21 protein-coding genes and 1 pseudogene are annotated in these 18,513 nt (G+C 52.9%); 14 read left to right on the forward strand and 8 right to left on the reverse strand.

The features are described 5' to 3' along the window. Positions 1-2: 2 nt before the first annotated feature. Positions 3-1,223, forward strand: coding sequence for an ImmA/IrrE family metallo-endopeptidase (locus tag CKW31_RS18780; protein ID WP_095098357.1), 1,221 nt, complete (start codon positions 3-5; stop codon positions 1,221-1,223). A gap of 493 nt (positions 1,224-1,716) precedes the next feature. Here CKW31_RS18780 and CKW31_RS29630 read toward each other — a convergent pair whose 3' ends face one another. Beyond that, positions 1,717-2,211 carry a hypothetical protein gene (locus CKW31_RS29630; RefSeq protein ID WP_141230166.1) on the reverse strand — a complete coding sequence of 165 codons (495 nt, stop codon included), beginning with the start codon at positions 2,209-2,211 and terminating at the stop codon, positions 1,717-1,719. Positions 2,212-2,982: 771 nt separating this feature from the next. Between CKW31_RS29630 and CKW31_RS18790 the strand changes: the two genes are divergently transcribed. Further along, the gene (locus CKW31_RS18790) at positions 2,983-3,570 is read left to right on the forward strand and encodes a hypothetical protein (RefSeq protein ID WP_095098359.1); all 588 of its coding nucleotides are present in this window, start codon (positions 2,983-2,985) and stop codon (positions 3,568-3,570) included. Between the two features lie 313 nt (positions 3,571-3,883). Here CKW31_RS18790 and CKW31_RS18795 read toward each other — a convergent pair whose 3' ends face one another. Continuing rightward, entirely contained in the window at positions 3,884-4,090 is a 207-nt protein-coding gene (locus tag CKW31_RS18795) for a hypothetical protein (protein WP_095098361.1), read from the reverse strand. Between the two features lie 430 nt (positions 4,091-4,520). Here CKW31_RS18795 and CKW31_RS18800 point away from each other — a divergent pair, with 430 nt between their 5' ends. Next, positions 4,521-4,736, forward strand: coding sequence for a DUF6124 family protein (locus CKW31_RS18800; RefSeq protein WP_095098363.1), 216 nt, complete (start codon positions 4,521-4,523; stop codon positions 4,734-4,736). Between the two features lie 275 nt (positions 4,737-5,011). On the opposite strand, the gene CKW31_RS18805 is transcribed toward CKW31_RS18800, so the two are convergent. Further along, the gene (locus tag CKW31_RS18805; RefSeq protein ID WP_095098365.1) at positions 5,012-6,097 is read right to left on the reverse strand and encodes a DUF6396 domain-containing protein; all 1,086 of its coding nucleotides are present in this window, start codon (positions 6,095-6,097) and stop codon (positions 5,012-5,014) included. 51 nt (positions 6,098-6,148) lie between these two features. Next, on the reverse strand, positions 6,149-7,129 hold the full coding sequence (locus tag CKW31_RS18810; RefSeq protein ID WP_095098368.1) for an AraC family transcriptional regulator: 981 nt from the start codon (positions 7,127-7,129) through the stop codon (positions 6,149-6,151). Positions 7,130-7,317: 188 nt separating this feature from the next. Between CKW31_RS18810 and CKW31_RS18815 the strand changes: the two genes are divergently transcribed. Together CKW31_RS18815 and CKW31_RS18820 are read left to right on the forward strand one after the other, a co-directional pair. Continuing rightward, positions 7,318-8,502 (forward strand): aldo/keto reductase, encoded by a 1,185-nt coding sequence (locus CKW31_RS18815; RefSeq protein ID WP_095098372.1) that lies wholly within the window; start codon positions 7,318-7,320, stop codon positions 8,500-8,502. A 394-nt stretch (positions 8,503-8,896) separates the two neighbouring features. Then, a complete protein-coding gene (locus CKW31_RS18820) occupies positions 8,897-9,283 on the forward strand; it encodes a hypothetical protein (RefSeq protein ID WP_095098375.1) in 387 nt (128 codons plus the stop codon). Positions 9,284-9,379: 96 nt separating this feature from the next. Here CKW31_RS18820 and CKW31_RS18825 read toward each other — a convergent pair whose 3' ends face one another. Further along, positions 9,380-10,279 (reverse strand): AraC family transcriptional regulator, encoded by a 900-nt coding sequence (locus CKW31_RS18825; protein ID WP_095098376.1) that lies wholly within the window; start codon positions 10,277-10,279, stop codon positions 9,380-9,382. 157 nt (positions 10,280-10,436) lie between these two features. Between CKW31_RS18825 and CKW31_RS18830 the strand changes: the two genes are divergently transcribed. The 6 genes and pseudogenes from CKW31_RS18830 to CKW31_RS18855 all read left to right on the forward strand — a co-directional run bounded on the left by CKW31_RS18830 (position 10,437) and on the right by CKW31_RS18855 (position 13,324). After that, on the forward strand, positions 10,437-11,195 hold the full coding sequence (locus CKW31_RS18830) for an SDR family NAD(P)-dependent oxidoreductase (protein ID WP_095098377.1): 759 nt from the start codon (positions 10,437-10,439) through the stop codon (positions 11,193-11,195). A 264-nt stretch (positions 11,196-11,459) separates the two neighbouring features. After that, entirely contained in the window at positions 11,460-11,750 is a 291-nt protein-coding gene (locus CKW31_RS18835) for a hypothetical protein (RefSeq protein WP_095098380.1), read from the forward strand. 182 nt (positions 11,751-11,932) lie between these two features. Beyond that, positions 11,933-12,148, forward strand: a pseudogene (locus CKW31_RS18840) (hypothetical protein); the annotation flags it as partial. Positions 12,149-12,328: 180 nt separating this feature from the next. Next, a complete protein-coding gene (locus tag CKW31_RS18845; protein WP_095098664.1) occupies positions 12,329-12,511 on the forward strand; it encodes a type II toxin-antitoxin system HicA family toxin in 183 nt (60 codons plus the stop codon). Between the two features lie 38 nt (positions 12,512-12,549). Next, the gene (locus CKW31_RS18850; RefSeq protein ID WP_095098383.1) at positions 12,550-12,951 is read left to right on the forward strand and encodes a type II toxin-antitoxin system HicB family antitoxin; all 402 of its coding nucleotides are present in this window, start codon (positions 12,550-12,552) and stop codon (positions 12,949-12,951) included. Positions 12,952-13,075: 124 nt separating this feature from the next. Continuing rightward, on the forward strand, positions 13,076-13,324 hold the full coding sequence (locus CKW31_RS18855; RefSeq protein WP_095098386.1) for a hypothetical protein: 249 nt from the start codon (positions 13,076-13,078) through the stop codon (positions 13,322-13,324). 405 nt (positions 13,325-13,729) lie between these two features. Here CKW31_RS18855 and CKW31_RS18860 read toward each other — a convergent pair whose 3' ends face one another. The 3 genes from CKW31_RS18860 to CKW31_RS18870 all read right to left on the reverse strand — a co-directional run bounded on the left by CKW31_RS18860 (position 13,730) and on the right by CKW31_RS18870 (position 14,905). Beyond that, positions 13,730-14,278, reverse strand: coding sequence for a hypothetical protein (locus CKW31_RS18860; RefSeq protein WP_095098389.1), 549 nt, complete (start codon positions 14,276-14,278; stop codon positions 13,730-13,732). Positions 14,279-14,359: 81 nt separating this feature from the next. Further along, positions 14,360-14,542 (reverse strand): DUF1289 domain-containing protein, encoded by a 183-nt coding sequence (locus tag CKW31_RS18865; protein WP_027901417.1) that lies wholly within the window; start codon positions 14,540-14,542, stop codon positions 14,360-14,362. Positions 14,543-14,545: 3 nt separating this feature from the next. Next, complete coding sequence (locus CKW31_RS18870; protein ID WP_095098392.1) at positions 14,546-14,905, reverse strand: hypothetical protein; 360 nt, start codon at positions 14,903-14,905, stop codon at positions 14,546-14,548. A gap of 372 nt (positions 14,906-15,277) precedes the next feature. On the opposite strand from CKW31_RS18870, the gene CKW31_RS18875 reads away from it, so the two are divergent. The 3 genes from CKW31_RS18875 to CKW31_RS18885 all read left to right on the forward strand — a co-directional run bounded on the left by CKW31_RS18875 (position 15,278) and on the right by CKW31_RS18885 (position 18,317). After that, on the forward strand, positions 15,278-15,529 hold the full coding sequence (locus tag CKW31_RS18875; protein ID WP_256582658.1) for a DUF6124 family protein: 252 nt from the start codon (positions 15,278-15,280) through the stop codon (positions 15,527-15,529). Between the two features lie 125 nt (positions 15,530-15,654). Further along, a complete protein-coding gene (locus CKW31_RS18880) occupies positions 15,655-16,218 on the forward strand; it encodes a hypothetical protein (RefSeq protein ID WP_141230167.1) in 564 nt (187 codons plus the stop codon). Between the two features lie 476 nt (positions 16,219-16,694). After that, the gene (locus tag CKW31_RS18885; protein ID WP_095098399.1) at positions 16,695-18,317 is read left to right on the forward strand and encodes a methyl-accepting chemotaxis protein; all 1,623 of its coding nucleotides are present in this window, start codon (positions 16,695-16,697) and stop codon (positions 18,315-18,317) included. The last annotated feature ends 196 nt before the right edge of the window (positions 18,318-18,513 follow it).

The following is an 18,513-nucleotide window of genomic DNA, read 5'->3' on the forward strand; positions in this document are numbered from 1 at the left end:
TCATGCGCATAGGTATTCAAGGTTTTAGACCTGAACGCCTGAAACAGCTCCGCCTCTCTGCTGACATGACGCAGACTGAACTAGCTGAAAAGCTGGAGTGCGCGGCTGGCAATATTTCCAAGTGGGAAAAAGGCGACAGCTGCCCATCAGCTCAGAGTTTCAACCGCATCTGTGAGATATTTTCTACAACGGAAAATTGGTTACTGGAAACTCCTGTTCAAGGCCATAAAACCAATCCCAGCTTTTACAGAAGCCAAGTAAGTACTCATAAGTCGTCTTGGGAAATAGGACGAGTCCGCCTGAACTGGCTTGAGGAAATATCATATAAGCTTCAGGAGGCTTTAGAATTTCCACCTGTCGATATCCCACTTTTCGAAGGTGATGACGCACGTTTGATCGATGATTCTGAGATTGAGCGGCTGGCTACTGACTTTCGAAAGAAATGGCGTCTTGGAGATGGGCCGATAAAAGACGTCGTGCATACGCTTGAGAAATCAGGGGTGGTTGTAGCAAGGGACGAGATTGGATATGTAAAAATGGACGGGATTTCGAAATGGTCGTTAGTTGATAACCGCCCTTATGTACTCCTTGCTGCAGATAAAGCTGCACCCGTCCGGAATCGATTTGACGCGGCTCATGAACTCGGACACATCGTACTACACAGCAAAATTTCCAGTGAGCAATACTTGAGTCACTATGACCTAATCGAGAAACAGGCTCACCGTTTTGCTAGCGCGTTTTTAATGCCTGCTGAGAGCTTTAGTTACGAAGTCAGCTATGCGACGCTGGATACTTTTCACTCAATGAAACCACGTTGGAATGTATCAATTGCCTCAATGATAAAAAGGTGTATTGATCTAGAGCTTGTCTCCCCTGACGCAGGTACAAGACTTTGGAAAGCCAGGTCCGCTCGCGGATGGGTTAAATCGGAACCACTAGACGACTCAATCCCTTTTGAACAACCAAAACTTCTTTCACGGAGCGTGCAAATGCTTGTGGAAAATAAAATACTTTCAAAGGACCAGCTGCGAAACGAATTAGGTCTACCCTGCGCCAGACTTGAGCGGCTATGTAACTTACCTAAGAATTATTTTTCAACAAGCAGCAAAGACAGAGTGCTGGATCTTAAGCTTCGAACCTCCAACACTAACTCTAGAATCGGTAGTTCTGCTCCAGCAAGCGGTCATCAAAAAGTTTTACAGTTCCCTAAGAAACCATTATAAAACTGATCAGTTGCCTCTACGCAAGTGGCAACTGATTTAAGCCTGCACTAGCGAACTATCGCACCCACGCCTTTAATACAACATTCAAAGTACTCAGCTGCTTCCAAGTGCAATGTTCCCTATTCTTTCCGGTGCTGGCACCCGACACCCAAGTCAAAAATCTATCTCTATCCCAACCCCTTGGATCTTAGAAAATCTATCAATGGCCTGTCGGCATTAGTTGAAAAAATATAAAAGCGGCAGTTTTCAATTCCGTTTTTTTGTATTCCCTAATAATTCGCGCAACCGAATTCACCTAGCCGACGACCTCATTTTGGCTCAGGCAAGGCAGGGCTTCTACTATTTTAACAATAATTGGCCGACCCCAGCCCATCGCAGTTATCAGAGGCAGGCCAATTGCCACCCGTCACATAGCTGTGAAGCAGACACTATCGCTAAGGTGCGCATAGCAAAAAAAGCTGTAGTGCCCCCAAGGAGAACAAAGTCCGAGAATTTACTTATATTTAGAAATATGTACATCATTTTTTTCAAAGCCAAATCGGCCAGAGCTTAACCAGGATAACAAGGACAATAGTTTTAGCTTGATATAAGCTTTACGGGGAATTGTATTTGACACCACAAAAGTTCTTCCGCAGTCCAACTGAACACAGTAAGAATACATCTCTGATTTATGAGGGTACCCCCCCAAAAATACCCCCTGATATGTGGATCTTGGATCTACCCTAACAGGAAATTCAAAACTTTTATTGATTTTCCCATCGCAAATTTTACTTATCCACTCAATCGCCCCATTGAGAGGAAGATGACCTACGGATGAAATGAACACTGGAAATGAGCTATCATTATTTATAGAAATAAAATCCGATGTCCCATATGGCCCTTTGTTCAAACTCAACCTGATACGATGGGCATCTTTTTTAAAGGTAAAATAAAGTGCAGAGAAAGAAATAGCCAAAGCCAATATCGATATCCATTCAGAAAAACTCATACCTGTCCTTTTCGTTAAAAGTAAGTGGGTCTTTGCGCGACATGACCGATTCGCAGATCCAGAAGTCATTAGCAGCACGTTTTACACAGCTTGGTCCAGTTTCTGCCTTTCGCCCCGAACAGAAAACGGCCAAACTCAATCATTCAGCTCTGTTTATGAAATGTTAATTCATGATATGAGAAAAATCGGGTCGACATTTGCGCCAGTGAAGGTGAATGAGAGGGCGGACATCAGAAGCCATAGAATACTATCCCAATACTTGACGAGGGCCAGTACGAAAACTGGGCTCAGGCCATGAAGACGGTGGGTGTTCGAATTGCGGTCCATATCAGACTCGGCACACTCACCCATATGCTCTCTGCCGGAGAGTATCCTATGTTGATGCCAAAGCAAATAGGGCATACTGACTGGACGATGATTGCTCGCGTTCATGGCCGGCGGATGCCAGCCGCAGATTCGACAACGGTATTAGAGCCGAAAGACTATGGGTAACTGATAGAAGGGAGAGCCTCCTTGTCAAAACAGACGCGAGCATTGAAGCTGATAACAAATAGTAGTGTGGGAGTCTTTCACTCTAAAGAGTGGATAAGGAATGGTTACTCATTACTTGCATCATCTAGAACGCTTCGAGCCACTTGGACATCGAATCAAAGGCTTCTGAATCGTTATCTTCGGAAACGGGACGATTCCCTTTCAAATGAAAGCCAGCTGCTTGATCGAGACCGACAGCTATTGGGACCTAGTTTGCTACTGCTAGGTTACGCAGCAGAAATGTTTTTGAAAGCCGGGCTAGCTAAAACTCTAAACGGGTGCAGCGAGCAGCTTTTTAAAACTCTCAGCAGCAAAGAATATGGTCACAATCTGCAAAAAATAGCTCAATCTATATACTTCAGACTCGACAAGCAAAGCACCGAAGACCTTGTTAGACTTCAAAGTTATATTGAAAGCGAAGGAAGATATCCTATTGAGGCCACCGACCTCAATGACCATATTGCTAAGTCTAACGAACTGAGATACAGGTCCTCTAATAAACAAAGCTACCGAAGAATGTGCGGCTTAGTTAGAAGAATTGCAAGACATAGTGCCGACCTTGGAGGTACGGCACTGACCCCGGTCACAACAGGATCTTGGCAGTACGATGGGGACGGGTACGTCAGCATGTGGATGAGGACTGATCTGCCTCCTCGGATTACCTTCCGACTAAGCCCAGAGCTCGAACAGGAGAAAAATCCAATGGCGACGCTCCGCCAAATGGTGAGGTCTTTGCCTGGACTGAACGCCGTATGGGATAGTTGTGACCTTTATGAAGAGGTCGTGGAGACTAAGGTGCTGCTAAAGAAGCGTGCAATTGAGAAATGACAGCAAATTGGCAGCTCGTATCCTGAAAGTCGCGGTTAACAGGGGATGGATGCGGTTCAAATCCCCCGCCGACGCGAAACATCGAGAAGACCGCCACGTGCGGGTGTCTCTGCTTCCAGGGGGGGTAAAGTTACTGTGATTATTTCCAATCTTATCTGCCTCAGATTATCTCGACGTGCGGATCAACAGTAGGCATGGCGTTTCTCCAGTCAAAAAAAACCGCTCATCGCAGCCGAATAGCTGAGTGTTTGCAGTCAATACCCTCTCAAGCAAAGAGCCCGCATTCGGCGGGCTCTCAGCAAGTTTTAATATTTCAGTTGGCTTGGACGCCTTTGATGAGTTCCAGGCGCATTGGGTAGCCTTGAGCCCCTTGAACAACTGTTTCGCTTTCAACGGTTTGAATCACTTTACCCTGCGCGTCCTTGGTGACTGCCACAGTCTTACTGTAGGAACTCTGAACAACACAACCACTCATGAGCGCGACCACTGCCGCTAGCGCCAAAAATTGCAAACCTTTCATTGGTATCTCCTTCCTGGAGTAAATAAAGCGCGCACTGTAGCAACGTGCCACTACAGAGGGAAGATATTGCCTTGTGATTTCGAGGCTTGTTGAACTCTGCAGGCAACACGACCCAGGCTCGGTGTCTGTCCGTCCCTCCCCATCACCGCCCAACTTATCCTTGCCCGCCCCTCCCCACCCCGCTACCCTTCCTCCCGCCGCTGCAAATTCAGCGGCCTGGGTGTAGGAACCCGGAACTATCTAGGTATGCACATGCCAACCGTTGCGACTGGAAAACGCTGTTCGTTTCCCGGTCAATCATGGTGGCTGTGCGTGGGCACGCTTCGGCGTGGCCGGGTTCCTAGAGTTCCGGTATTCCTACCCTGCGCACAGCTGCCACCCAAAGCCCGTAGGAAGGCCTCTGGCAGCTCCATTACTCCAGGAGCTCGACATGACGAATCACCAATCCCTTGAACAACTGCTCAATGACACAGACGAGCTGCTTCGCTGCGCCAAGGCGACGGCTTACGAGAGCGCCGACAGCCTGAGCGGCAGTCAGCGTGATCATGCATTTTCAGTGGTGCACTTGATTGAAATGGCGCGATGCAAGATGGAAGACGCTGTGAAGTTCAGCCACAGCGCTCCTCACCCGAGAGACGTTGCGTGAACAAAAACTAAATAGTTTCCAAAGCTGTGAGCTGTCTACGTCTACAGACGCTATGGACAGCTCTCAATCTTTCACGTCAGTGCTGAGTTCTTACTCGCAAAACGCCAATAAAGCAGCCGCTATCTGCATCGTTGCCGCCTCCCTGAGGGTGGGCTTGAAACCCGCTACGGGGTAAATCAGGCTGGCGGCTACAGCGCGAAAATCGGGGTCAGACTACCTTTGTTCTAAACGTGCTCTGCCCCAAAATTTTCAAAGCGATTCCCCCCACCCCGAAACTACTCCACTTTCACCGCGCTATCCTTCGGTAGTCCCGTCTGCGGATCCAACCCCTTGGCTTTTGCCATGTTGGCCATTAACGTCTCCGACGGAGCCTCGTGCGGTGCAAGCTGCTCTTTCTTCCACTGAAAAGTCCCGTCCCATTCGGGCAAAGCTGCAGGAGGCAGCGGCACAATTTGATTCAGTTCGGGCACGCGCGGGTCGAAGTTTTGCTCATCGATCAAGAAAATACGGATCTTCTCGTATCTTTCATAACGCGCGGCGTCACTCTTCATTCCTAGTGTTTCAGGCCCGCTCGCTTTCTCGTTAAAAGCATCCACAAGTCTGGCTGCAGCAGCAGTTTCCCCCATCATTACTGCTTGCTGGAATCCCGCCATCGCTTCGGCGTAGTGCCGGTCTCTGGCTTGTTTGATGGCAAGCTCGTACATCGCACCACCGTGTCCTTGCTGGGCGGCACAGCGATAGAGCGGCAAGGCGAACGCAATGTCCTTGGCCTTCGCCCCGAATGCCTTGGACATTGCGATCGAGTTGACGTCGAGATACTCGGCCAGTCGGTGCTGCGCCTGGGCATTGCCCAGGTCCGCTGCCTTGCGATACAGGGTTAATGCCTCGGTAAGATTCCATGCCTGGGCATACATAGCGGCCTGGAGCAGGTATCCTCTCGACGGATACTGCTGTGTGAGCAACGTTGCCAGGCGCTCGGTCTCTTTCTGGCGATTGCGGCGAAGCTCAGTGACAACACCATCGTAGCTGTCATCGATCAACTTCCACTGTAGGGACCTCAATGCCTCGGTCGCATCGGCGTTTCCATACGCGGACGCGATACGGTAATAGCGACTGATGCGGTTGAACTCATCGAGACTCCCACTGTTGAAATCCCCCTCGCGCATGTATTCAAGATGGTGTGCATAGAGGAATAAACGTTGTGCATCTGAATCCTGAGGCACGACCGAGGGGCCCGTATCCTGCGTGCACACGAAGTCTGTGCGTATACCGCTGGCCTCGATCGGCGATTCCTTTCCAACGGTCACGTTAGACCAAATCGCTAGCAACGATGCAAACAGCCCAGCTTGTATCACCTTCATAGGAACATTCCTTTCCATCCTTTGGTTTTTTGGTCGATATGAATGGGGCTGCTATTCCAGCTTCCCACCGTGCGCCCTTGCATGCTTGATGTCTCTCGACGGCGGGGCTCCGAAACGTCGGGTGTATTCGCGGCTGAATTGGGCGACGCTTTCATAACCGACCCGCAGCGCGGCGGTGTTCACGTCTACCCTGTCGGTCAACATCAGGCTGCGTGCGGCTTGCAGCCGTAACGACTTTTGATATTGAACAGGGCTGGTGCCGGTCAGCTTGCGGAAGTTGTGATGCAGAGTGGAGCTGGCCATTCCTGATCGTTCGGCGAGTTCGGCCACGTGAAGCGGCTTTTCGTAATGGAGTTTCAACCATTCAATGGCTCTGACGATGCCTTTGTCTCGATGACCATCGCGGGTGACACTGCGCAACCACTGGCCCGCACTGCTCAGCAACAGTCGGACGCATATCTCTCGCTTGATAAGGTCCGACATCAAGCCAGCCTCAAGTGGCTGCTCAATCAGTGTGGCGAGCCGAGTGAAGGCGTCGAGCATCTCGCTTGATGCCATTCCAGATGCGAAGCCCCGCGCTTGAGAAGGCACGTCCTGCCTGGAAGGTGCCTGCATCTGAATAACTTCGTTAAGCAAGGCCAGGTCGAGCTTCAGCACGATGGATAAATAAGGTGTCTGCTCACTCGCAGCGGTCACGCGAGCCAGTGTCGGAATGTCGACCGATGTGACAAAGAACGTTCCCTGCCCAAAATCACAGGCCTCTTCACCGAACGTGATTTCCTTCGACCCTTGCAGAATGATTGCCACGCAGGGCTCATAAATGCAGTAAGTGGGCGTGCCCAGTTCAGCCATTCGGTAGAAAGTCAGGTCTGGAATCGACGTCTTGCAGATCTCGTTCAGACCGATCTGCCGGGTGACTTTTTCGATAAGCCGTCCGAGTGACTGGAGACGCTCATTGGGCTCAACGGATTCGCGCGAGACAAGGGAGTGTGCATGGTCGAAACCGAATTGCGAGAGAGAACCGCTCGTCATCACATGCGCCCCAGTTAATGGAAGGTTGGAGTCTGCTGAGAGTGCGTGCTCAGCACAAGCGTATCGGCAGGATTATGCATAAACAATGGCGATTTAGGGTCACTCGCCTATCCCTCGTTGCTCTAATTTCTATCGCGAATATCGGCTTCGATGAGCCCGTAGAACTTCAGCCGCGAACGGAGAGCTGTATGGACAGACGAGATTTTCTTACCTATTCGGCAGCGGGTGCTGTAGCAGCTGCTTTGTTACCGGCATCGAGTATCGCCAGTTCGCTGGCTACAGCGCCCGCGCCCTCCCCGCTGACGGAGCCCGGAAGCGTAATGCGTACAGAAGGGCGGATTGTGCGCGCAGACCTGCCCTTCAATTCGCCCTCGCATAAGATGCGTTACATGACCCAGCAACGCTTCGGTATGGGCGGGACGCAGATCGGCAATATCTTTGCACCCATCCGTGACGAGCAGGCGAATTCCGTTTTGCAGGCGGCCTGGAATGCCGGCGTAAGACTGTATGACACCTCGCCGTTCTACGGGTTTGGCCTGAGTGAATATCGTCTGGGCCGCTTTCTACGCGGTAAGAATCCAGCCGATTATGTGATCTCCACCAAAGTCGGCCGAGTGTTGACGGCGGCGGGTGGCGTGCGCGCGGATCATGCCATCTGGAAGTCACCCGCGCCCTTCAACTATCGGTATGACTACACCGCAGCGGGTACGCGTCGCTCAGTGGAAGACAGCCTGCAACGATTGGGTCTGCCGCGTATCGATATCGTCTTTATCCATGACCTTTCGCCCGACAACACTGAACTGGAAGGTGGATGGGAGGCGGCGTATCAAGTAGCGCGCACAGGGGCAATGGTCGAGCTTGAAAAGATGCGGGCCGAGGGGTTAATCAAGGCATGGGGCTTCGGTGTCAATACGCCGAACGCTGTGGTTCAGGCGCTGACACGCGATGACCCGACTCCGGATATCGTGCTGCTCGCCTGCCAATACTCTCTTCTCGACCATCGCGATGCGTTGCGTAACACATTTCCGGCCTTGAAGAGGAAAGGCACCAGTGTCGTGGTTGGAACGCCCCTGAATGATGGGTTTCTGGGAGGACGCAGCCGATACAACTTCAGCCCGGATATACCCGCTGGTGCGGTAGAAAAGCGCGCGCGAATAATGGCGGTGGCCAGTCAACATGGTATCGACATTCATACGGCCGCCTTGCAGTTCGCCGCAGCGCATCCGCAAGTGTCTGCAATCATTCCGGGGGCGCGCTCGCCGGGGCAGATCATTGCCAATGTGCAGGCGATGAAGGTCGGCATTCCGGCAGCCTTTTGGGAAGACCTGAAAAGCCAGAGCCTGATTGATGCTGAAGCGCCGGTTCCGTCCTGAGTCAGGTAAAACCGCACTCTCCACTTGAGATCCGCTCCAGGATTGCACCACACCGCCCCCGAGCGCTCACCCTGCACTTTGACGGCCGTCGAAATAACCAGCAGCCCTGCGCCGCCATCAGAGACCCGATGTGGATGTCGAACAGTTTCCTCTTCAACTTAGGGTGTTTCTGCGCTCAGCAAAATAGTACACGTGTACTATTTTTCACGCTGAGGACGGGGCGTATAAAGCTTCATCAAATGACTGATCTAACGGCCTGAATCACTTACGAGTTTTAACATCGGAAGATGCAAGTGGAATTCTTCATTCAGGTTAACCACGTGAAAAATCAAGAATCACTCGGCGCTAACCATAAGCCTGTCGCGGGGTAAATATTGATGAACGGAGTCAGGGTATGAAGTTATTAGGTGTCGTGTTGTTGGGAGTCATGCTCTCCGGGTGTTCAAACACTCCGTTGGGAAATCTGCTGTACAACCAGCGTTTTCAGACGACCGAGGATGTACAGGCCTCATGGGTGGGATCATCGGCAGATGATTTGGTCATGTCATGGGGAACGCCCAAAAACAGCTATAAGATGGCGGATGGCTCCAGCATGCTGTCTTATGAATACCTCTGGCTTGCAGGCGCCGGTGGATATGACTCAAGGTATGTGTGGTGCGTTCAAAGGTTTCTTGTCGAGGGTGGCGTCATCACACGTTGGGGCTTGTCCGACGGCTGTCCGGTAAGACCTAAAAACGCCAAGTCAATTCCTGACACTCCAGTCCCCAAGCCGACACTTTAATTACGCTCGCTCCACGCCAACTCAATGCCCTGCCGAGAAAACTAATGGTTAATCTGTTTTCAAAGCAGGTCGTGTTGTTGATAGCCATCCTCCCTTTTACGCCCTGGTCGGAGTGCCGATTGCCTCCCGTATCTCCCGCACATCCCGCGCAGGCGGCGCCCCAAATTGCCGTAAATACTCGCGGCTAAACTGCGACGCACTTTCATAACCAACCGCAAACGCCACGTCAGACGCACGATGCTCACCGGCCAGCAGAAGCTGGCGGGCTTCCTGCAATCTGAGTTGTTTCTGGTATCGGAGGGGGCTGAGGCCGGTCATGGACAGGAAGTGGCGATGCAGGCTTGCGCGGCTCATGCCGCTGGCATTGCACAACGCGTCGATGCGAAGTTGGACGTTGTAGTTGTCGCGGATCCAGGCGACGGCTCGGCGGATACTGCCCAGTGCGCCGTCGGGTTGGGCGATCTGACGTAGCAGTCGACCTTGGGGACCTTGCAGGAGACGATAAAGCAATTCCCGTTCGACCATGGGGCCGAGCACCGGGATGTCGCCGGGCGTGTCGAGCAATGACAACAAGCGCAGCAATGTGTCGCGCAGCGGAGCGCTCATTGGGTTTATCGCGATGCCAATTCCTTTTTGTTCACTCTCGCGAACCGCAGGCATGGTCGCTGCCAATTCCGCCAATATCGCCGGGTCCAGCACCAGCGATACCGCGACATAAGGCTGGCCCCCTTCTGCATCCAGAATCTGTCCGATCAAGGGCAGGTCCAGAGCGCTGATAAGGTATTGCTCACTGTCGTAGCTCAGCAGGTCGTCGTTGATCGCAACGCGCTTCGAGCCTTGCAGGATGAAGCAGATCATTGAGCGATACAGGCATGGCGCCTTATCTGTAGAGCCTTGCCCCACGCAGATGTCCACACGCGGAATCGGCGTGATGGTCAGCCCCGGGGGCGCGTGACGCAGGGCTATGTCGAGATGCGGCGCTAGGTCTCTATTCATGGGGCGATTATGCCTGCGCCCGGTCACCGCGCAATACGATTGAGACAATCAGGCAATGAATTGAGCTTATTGGGCGTGGGTTACATTCCGGTGTTTGCCTATCTTGAGCGGGTCAAAACGTGCTGAAAGGCGCGCCCTAACCTGGCTGAGATAACTCATGACTAATCAAATCGCACTCATCACCGGCGCCAGCCGTGGCCTTGGTCGCAATATGGCGCTGCACCTTGCCAAACGCGGCGTTCACATCATCGGCACCTACCGCAGCGGCGTCGCAGAGGCCGAATCGCTGAAGCAGGAAATCCAGGCACTGGGCGGCAAGGTAGCGATGCTGCCGCTCGACATCACTAACACCGCCAGCTATCCGGATTTTACAAGTGCTGTGACGGATGCGTTGAAGACCGAGTTCGGCCGCGAGCGCTTCGACTTCCTCGTCAACAATGCTGGTAATGGTCTCTTCGCTAACTTTACTGACGCGACCGAAGAGCAGTTTGCCTCGTTGGTCGCCACGCACCTTCGCGGTCCGGTTTTTCTGACGCAGAAGCTGCTGCCGTTTGTTGAAGATGGCGGTCGCATCCTGAACGTTTCGTCCGGCTTCGTGCGCTTTACCTTGCCGGGTTACAGCCTCTATGCGGCAGTAAAAGCCGCACTCGAGGTGCTGACCCGTTACATGGCCGTGGAACTGGGCTCACGCCAGATTCGGGTGAGCGCCATTGCCCCCGGTGCCATCGCCACTGATTTTGGCGGCGGCGTGGTGCGCGACAACAAAGACGTGAACGCCTATGTGGCACAAGGCATCGCGCTGGGCCGTGTCGGTCTGCCGGACGATATCGGCCGTGCGGTCGCGGCTATCCTGTCCGATGACATGGCGTGGGCTAACGGGACGACATTTGATGTTTCGGGCGGGCAGTTGCTTTAGTCACAGTAGCACTACTGTTTTCGACCCGTCGTCAGCGCAATCGAAAGACCACGACCGTCTCGATTACCCCACAAATTATTAAGTTAATAAGTGGATTCAAATTATCCCGAACCGCCCATTTAGAAGAAGACGCCTCAGGGCGTCTTTTTTTGTGCCTGTAGATCCGGTAGATACAGACGCTCTCCCTCGCAAGCCACCTGCCATGCGCCGCCAACCTTGAAAGAACCTCTGTTAGGCTAAGCCCGACCTCACAAGGAATAGCCAATGAAATCCTGCTTTAAAGCTTCGGCCATTTTGCTGTCGGTTGTGCTTTCCGGATGCGATGAATCAACTGAAATGTCCTGCCCCGATAACGGCGAGCAGTTCTGGTTGCAATCACTGGATGCCTATTTTTTACGGCACCCTGAGCAGGTAAAAACAACACCCTACGAACTACAGCCAGGGGCATCGTACGACTCCAGAACGAACTGGTGGATAGTTCCGTTCGACATCGGGCCAAAGAGGCTTCAGGCGTTAATGAGCTGTGATGGTCACTTGGAGATCAGCGGGCGCTAGCTCACGAGAAGCTGGTTGTTGGTTATCCCCAAGCCTACCTGCGCCTCAAACACCGCGCCTCCCCCACCGCTCATAAAACCGTAGTAAATAAAACTGGCTCAGCATGATCCCAAGGCGCTCGTGCCGGACATTCGCGAATACATCCGTGGCAGCATGCGCCGTTTCTATACGGTGATTGGCAACGCCATCGAAGTTGGTTGGAGCCTGGAACAACTCGGCCGCTGGAAGACGCTGCCGACTGCTTCGTCGTGATGCCGCCTTACATGCCCGGTGGTGCTGAAGACTTCCTCAATAAAGTGGTGCCGGAGTTGCAACGCCGCGGGCTGTTTCGCCATGAGTACCAGGGCAAGACATTGCGTGATCGTCTTGGGTTGGGTATGCCGCAGTTGAAATGCTGAGTAGCTACGCGCCATTTAATGATCGTGGCTCACAGGCCGCCAGCGCATTCCAATGGCCTTTCACACAGCATTGCAGCCTGTGAAAAGACAGCTAAAATATAACTCCAGATACATCTTTTGGTTTGCGTGATAAGTTACTTGGAAGCCATCATCCCCTATCGGCCAGACAGGGAGGTGAAGGTGCAAAGCAGACAATTGATCAAACAGCTTGAGGCAGCTGGATGGGAACTGGATCGCATCACCGGAAGCCATCACATGTTCAGACATCCCGACAAAGGTCAGACAGTACCGGTGCCACATCCCAAAAAGGACCTCCCGTTGGGAACCGTCAGGGCAATAAAGAAACTGGCCGAATTGATGTAATCCGGATTTACCCTCTGAACGCTTAGCGGGAGACGAAAATGCAGTATCCAATATGTATCGAGTGGGGCAACGACGATACGGCCTTCGGGATTCAGATCCCCGACATTCCTGGGGCAATCACGGCGGGCGATACCTTCGAAGAGGCCTACACGGCAGCCGTAGAAATCGCGAATATTATGCTTGAGGAAATCGCAGCCAGAGGGGGTGATATTCCTCGGCCGAAGACTTGGGCTGATCATGCCAAAAATCCGGACTTTGAAGGCATGGGCTGGGGCATGCTGGAAATCGACATTACGCCCTATCTCGGGAAAACCGAGAAAGTTAACGTGACGTTGCCTGGCTTCGTGATTCAGCGCATCGACCGTTATGTGCGTGAGCACAGCATCAAAAGCCGCTCCACTTTTCTGGCTGATGCAGCCCTGGAAAAACTGGGGCGGTAAAATTTGGGCGGTAGTAGCCCCCAAACATTACGTCGCTTTTTCTATCCCCTTCACACACGTTTTGGCCCACTATGGCCGGCTTACTCACCGCCCTCGACCCGAGTCGATGGTTCTGGAGCGCGTAATGACACAAGAAAGGCTGGACCTGTTACGGCTGCCAAAGCCTATTCGTGGGCCTATTGATAAGCTGCTCCGCTCTCTCGATGCTGCCAGTACTCGCGAAGATGTTGAAAGCGAGGGTGAGCTGCAGATCGCTTTTATCCTCGGACTGGAAACCGCCAAGCGCTTGCGACCGAGTGATGTAGAGGCGCTTTACATGATTTTCGATGATGCAGTGCAGGCGCGGCTTGAGGCGTTTGGGCCGGAGAAGTAGGTGGTCGCCGCAACAAGATCGCCTATTCGCCCCAACGCCTCGCGACATCAACACACCTATCTCTGAATCGAAATGCTTTTTTCCTGCAAGAGATCGCTCTGTGCCCTGACACAGCGCTGTCGCGAAGCAAACATTGGACTTGTAGGAGCTGCCGAAGGCTGCGATCGAGGTGTATCAGGAGAAATGCTTCGCAGCCTTCGGCAGCTCCTACAGGAAATGCATTTCACCTATTAATTTGCATTTTGTTTGATGAGCGCGCTTGCCCGCGATTCGGTATGTCAGTCGATAAATACGTCGCCGGTGCCGACGCAATCGCGGGCAAGCGCGCTCCTACAGGTTCCCCGCTGCGCAAAAGCCTGGTGTCAGTGGCACCGGGGCGAATCCTGCAAATCAGAAGTTGAGCTGTTACTTAACCAACTCAATCTTCTTCACAAAAACCAACTGCTCATCCTCTGCGGGCCCGGCGATGCGGTCTTTGTTGGGTTCACTCGCCACAGTGACCTTGACGTTTCTGCCCACGATATTGGGCAGCAAGGTGGCCTCCCCTTCGTCTTCAGCGATAAACCACGAGCCGCATTTGCCATCGCAATACGCCGTGAAACGGCGGCCGTCGTTGAGCAGAACAGTGACGGTGTGATCCTCGATACCGCTGCCGGAAATCAGCGCGCCCTGGAAGGTTTCGGGCTTTGTGAGGGCGAACGTGCAGAAGTCCGGCGCGGTTCCGTCATCGGCCAACATCCCGCAGCCGCGCTCCACTTCGCTGTTGATCATTTCGCAGCTGTTGGCCGCGTTGCACGGTGGTCGGGTCGCAGGCGATACGCTGATGCATTGTTTTACGAGTAATGCCGAGCGCTTGTCTCCGATGGCTTCAGCGCAGGATTTATCAGCGGCGTTCGCCTGAAAGGCACCGAGCACACAGAACAGAAACAAGAACATCAGGTTTTTTGTTTTCATGATTTTTCCTGGCGACAGTCGGGTGTAGATGTTCGGAGTATTGCAGAGGGAAGCCGCTTTCACACCGCTGACTGAGGGCCCTCAACCTTTCTTTTTGTTCAGGCTTTTCAGGCGCTGACTGGCGCGCTGCACGGCGGCCATTTTCTCGGGGCGATTCATGCGACGCCATTTGCGGATGTCTTCCTTGTTGCGGCCGCAGCTCACGCAAAGGTCGCCGCTGAGCTGGCAAACCGAGGTACAGGGATTCTCAATGTCCTTTGCCACGCTTCAACCCCGCGCCAGACGCTGCTGCCAGTTGCCGCCATTGGCGCGCTGACATTGCTCTTCGCTGTCGAACTGCACCCGTTTGCTGACAGCGGCGATAACGATATCGGCGTCTTCCAGTGCCTGGGCCGTCAGCTCAACCATGCGTTCACGCTGGCCGCTGGCGAGGGCCTGGTCTTTCTCGACTTCTGTCTCGAATATCCACACCACGCGCAGGCTGGCAGGAAACGCTGCGTAATCCACTTCGTGGGTCAACCACGAAAAGCCGACGATTTCCGATTTTGCGGTTTCGCACGCCTCGGTCAGGGTAGACGCCAGGCGACGCTCGATACGTGCCTGATCGCGTTTGCTTAACGGCGGCATGGCGGGGTCCTTGGGTGGTTTGCGATAAGACGGTAATCATACGTTACCCAGCGCTGTCATCCATCAGCACGGGCCTTTGTAGGACTGGTCTCAATTTTCGACAGAGCCGCTCACTGGGTTGTTTGCGGGAAGTTGCGCGTCTAACCTCCCGCCCGTCGCTGCACATCAGTGACCGGGTTTAGTCGCCTGATACGTATAAATCTTACGCGTCCCGCTACAGGCATGTATTGACCTGCTTAATGGCGGCTGTATGCGGGGCACTTTCGAGTGCGCCGATTTTTATGCGGTCGGTCGACTAACCCTCATACAGCTGCCACCCCTCCATAACCCTGAAGGTGGCCGTTACCGGTTACGCATAAGGAGATCAACACGGTGAAGAACAACTCAACCGAACTTTGCACCCTTAACCGCTTCTTTTCCGTCCGCACGGACATCAGCCAGGAAGACGTCCTCTCCCACACCGCGGACCTGCTGCGCTGCGCCACCAGCACCGCCTACGAAGCCGCCGATAACCTGCACGGCGCACAACGGGACCACGCCATGTCGGTGATGCATCTGGTGGAAATGGCTCAGGCGATGGTGGATGGGTTGCTGGATCGTAAGCAGGCTGAATACGTGAGTTGAGATTAAACCTGATCTCCGGCCTGTCGTCTTGAAAGGTCACAGCCATAACTCCCCAGACCTTCATCGATCTCGAATCAAACGACCAGCCGCAGTATGCTCAGTTATCGAAAAAGGTCTGGCGATCAATGGAACCAAGGCAAAAGAAGTGCGACCAGTGTGGTGCTGTAAACCAATGGGAATCCCCAAGCCTGTCGCGCGACTGCGTGAGTTGTCATAAGGGCATGGATTGGACACTGGATATAAAGTGTCGAAATTGCAGAAAGCACAACAAGGTGCGGCCCAACGGGGTAAAGGAAGCAAAGTGTCTGCGTTGCCATAAGCCGCTGATCTGGACGTTGCACCCCGAGCTGTACATCAAGAAGCGACTGCCATTGGCCGTGCGCGTGCTGCTGTGTGCGCTTTCCTTGTGGCTCATAACGATCGTGATAAAAGCGCTGATCTATCAGGAAGTAGAGATTTTTTATCCGAGCAAGCACGGCCATTCGACATGGTTTTACTTTGCAGGTCGGGACATCATCTGGCCGGTTGCTTCACTTCTTTTCTGGGCCACTGGCGCATTGGCCTTGGTCGTCAATCATTACGATAAAAGGTTTAACGAGCGAACATACCGGAATGTGATGATCTTCAGCCTCATAGCAGGTTTCGTCCTGCATCTGCTGTCTATTCCGTTCGGAATGAAGTTGGCTTAGCGTGCCTGTGCCCTGGCATTCCGACCAGGGGTTCCCGGCTTGCTGGATCGGCGATCTCAGGCACGGCAGCGATCATCGGTCGACGAGTGCTCCCTGCACAACTAACCTTTATTAACATCAAAGGCACGTTGCACTTCCTGAACCCAAGCTGAACAACTATTCAATTAACCACAGTCGCAAAACCAGCGATTTGCTTAATACTTTGGTGATAGCATTTTTATTAATAATAAACATTCGCAATACTCACCTGTGAAAACACCAATGAAATCAGGCGCGAAAAAAACTTAAAGCCGACGTCAAAAAAGCTTTTATTTCCAGTCAACCATTTAACTATCTTCGCGATTGAATTTTACAATCTCCACTCCTCTGAAATTTCTTGCATATAGAGACTTTTTTTAAGATCTTAGGCGGCAAGAGTGATGGCACATGGACATTAAGTCATTCAAACGCTCTAGTCTTTCCTTACAGGTGAACTCATGTTCATGAGAAATTTCAAATTAACCCCTAGGGCGCTGCTCAGTTTTGGCGCCATTTGCCTGCTGATGCTGGGCCTGAGTGGCCTCTCGCTCTACAAGATCAGCGAGGTTCACAAATCCACCGTAGAGCTGGAAACCGATTGGCTGCCCAGCATACGTCAGGCAGGCAAGGTAGACGCCACGCTGCTGCGCCTGAGGCTTGAAGCGCTGCATTACACCGCTGATGGGGACGACAAAAAAGCTGCGTCGATCATCAAGATGGGTCAGTTGAAAAAAGAGCTGGATGAACAGGTAAGCGATTACGCCGGGCTGGTATCCGGTCCAGAAGAACAGCGTCTTTACAACGATATAATGCAAGGCCTTAAGCGCTATGAAGAAACACTGGATGTATTAATCGCTCAAAGCGAAACCCGTTCAACACAAGAATCCACCGTCTATATCAATACCGTCACTGTGCCGTTGGCTACTGCCCTGCAAACCTCGATCGACAATCTGATCAGTGTGAATGATAGCGGCGCCACTCAATCAGGCCTTGCTGCGCAGACGCAATACGATCAGGGCTTTACGTTTACCGTTGCGATCATGATTGGCACGATTATTCTGTCGATGTTTATTGCGTTTCTCTTTACCCACAGCATCAGCGCGCCGGTGAAAAAGTTGGTGCAATCCATCAAGCAGATTTCCGAAGGTGACTTGAGATCTACCGTCGAAGTGTCTGGTAAAGATGAATTAACAGAGTTACAGCTCTCCACCGACGCCATGCTTCAAAGCCTGAAGAGCACTATTCAGCATATCTCGGACTCCTCCGGCCAATTGGCAGCGGCGGCGGAAGAAATGAGTTCCATCACCGAAGAGTCGCTGTCGGGTATTCAGAAACAGAACATGCAGACCGAACAGGCCGCGACCGCCGTGAACCAGATGACAGCGGCCGTTGAAGAAGTCGCACGTAACGCAGTGGCGGCTTCGCAATACACCCAGGACTCGGAAAAATCCGCGACGATTGGCAAAGGTAAAGTCGCGGAAACCATTAAGTCGATCAAGCAACTCAGCCAGACCGTGCAACAGACCACCCTTGAAATCGAAGGCCTAGCGACGCAAACCCAGGACATTGCCAAGGTACTCGACGTGATTCGTTCGATTGCCGAGCAAACCAACTTGTTGGCCCTTAACGCCGCCATCGAAGCGGCGCGCGCGGGTGAACAGGGTCGAGGCTTTGCCGTGGTCGCTGACGAGGTTCGCGCACTGGCGCATCGCACCCAGACATCGACCCTTGAAATCGAGCAAATGGTTAAAGGTATTCAGACAGGCTCGGCCAAAGCGGTGCACTCCATGGTGCAAAGCAACAGCGAGGCCGTCTTGACGTTGACCATCGCACAAGAAGCGAATATCGCCATCGGCGACATCGCGTCGGCGGTGTCTGACATCAACGAGCGCAACCTGCTGATTGCCACGGCCTCTGAAGAGCAGGCTCACGTGTCGCGGGCGGTGGATCAGAATCTGGTCAGTATTCGGGACCTGTCGATCCAGAGCTCGTCAGCCGCCAGCCAGACCTCCATTGCCAGCACCGAGCTGTCGAAACTGGCTGTCGGTTTGAACAGGCTTGTGTCTCGATTTGCTCTGTGAACCGAGCGCCCTGCCGGTTTTAATACACAACCTGTAGGAGCTCACGAGCACCGCGAGGCAGCGATGGCGGTCTGTCAGACAAATCGCTATCGCTGTCTCGCGGGGCTCGTGAGCTCCTACAGGGGGAATAGGTCAGGTGTACCACGTCCCGAATTATTGGAATGACGCCGCGAGTTTATTTCGCTTGTGGGTGATT

It is taken from the genome of Pseudomonas sp. Irchel 3A5, from assembly GCF_900187575.1.
GTDB classification, from domain to species: domain Bacteria; phylum Pseudomonadota; class Gammaproteobacteria; order Pseudomonadales; family Pseudomonadaceae; genus Aquipseudomonas; species Aquipseudomonas folii.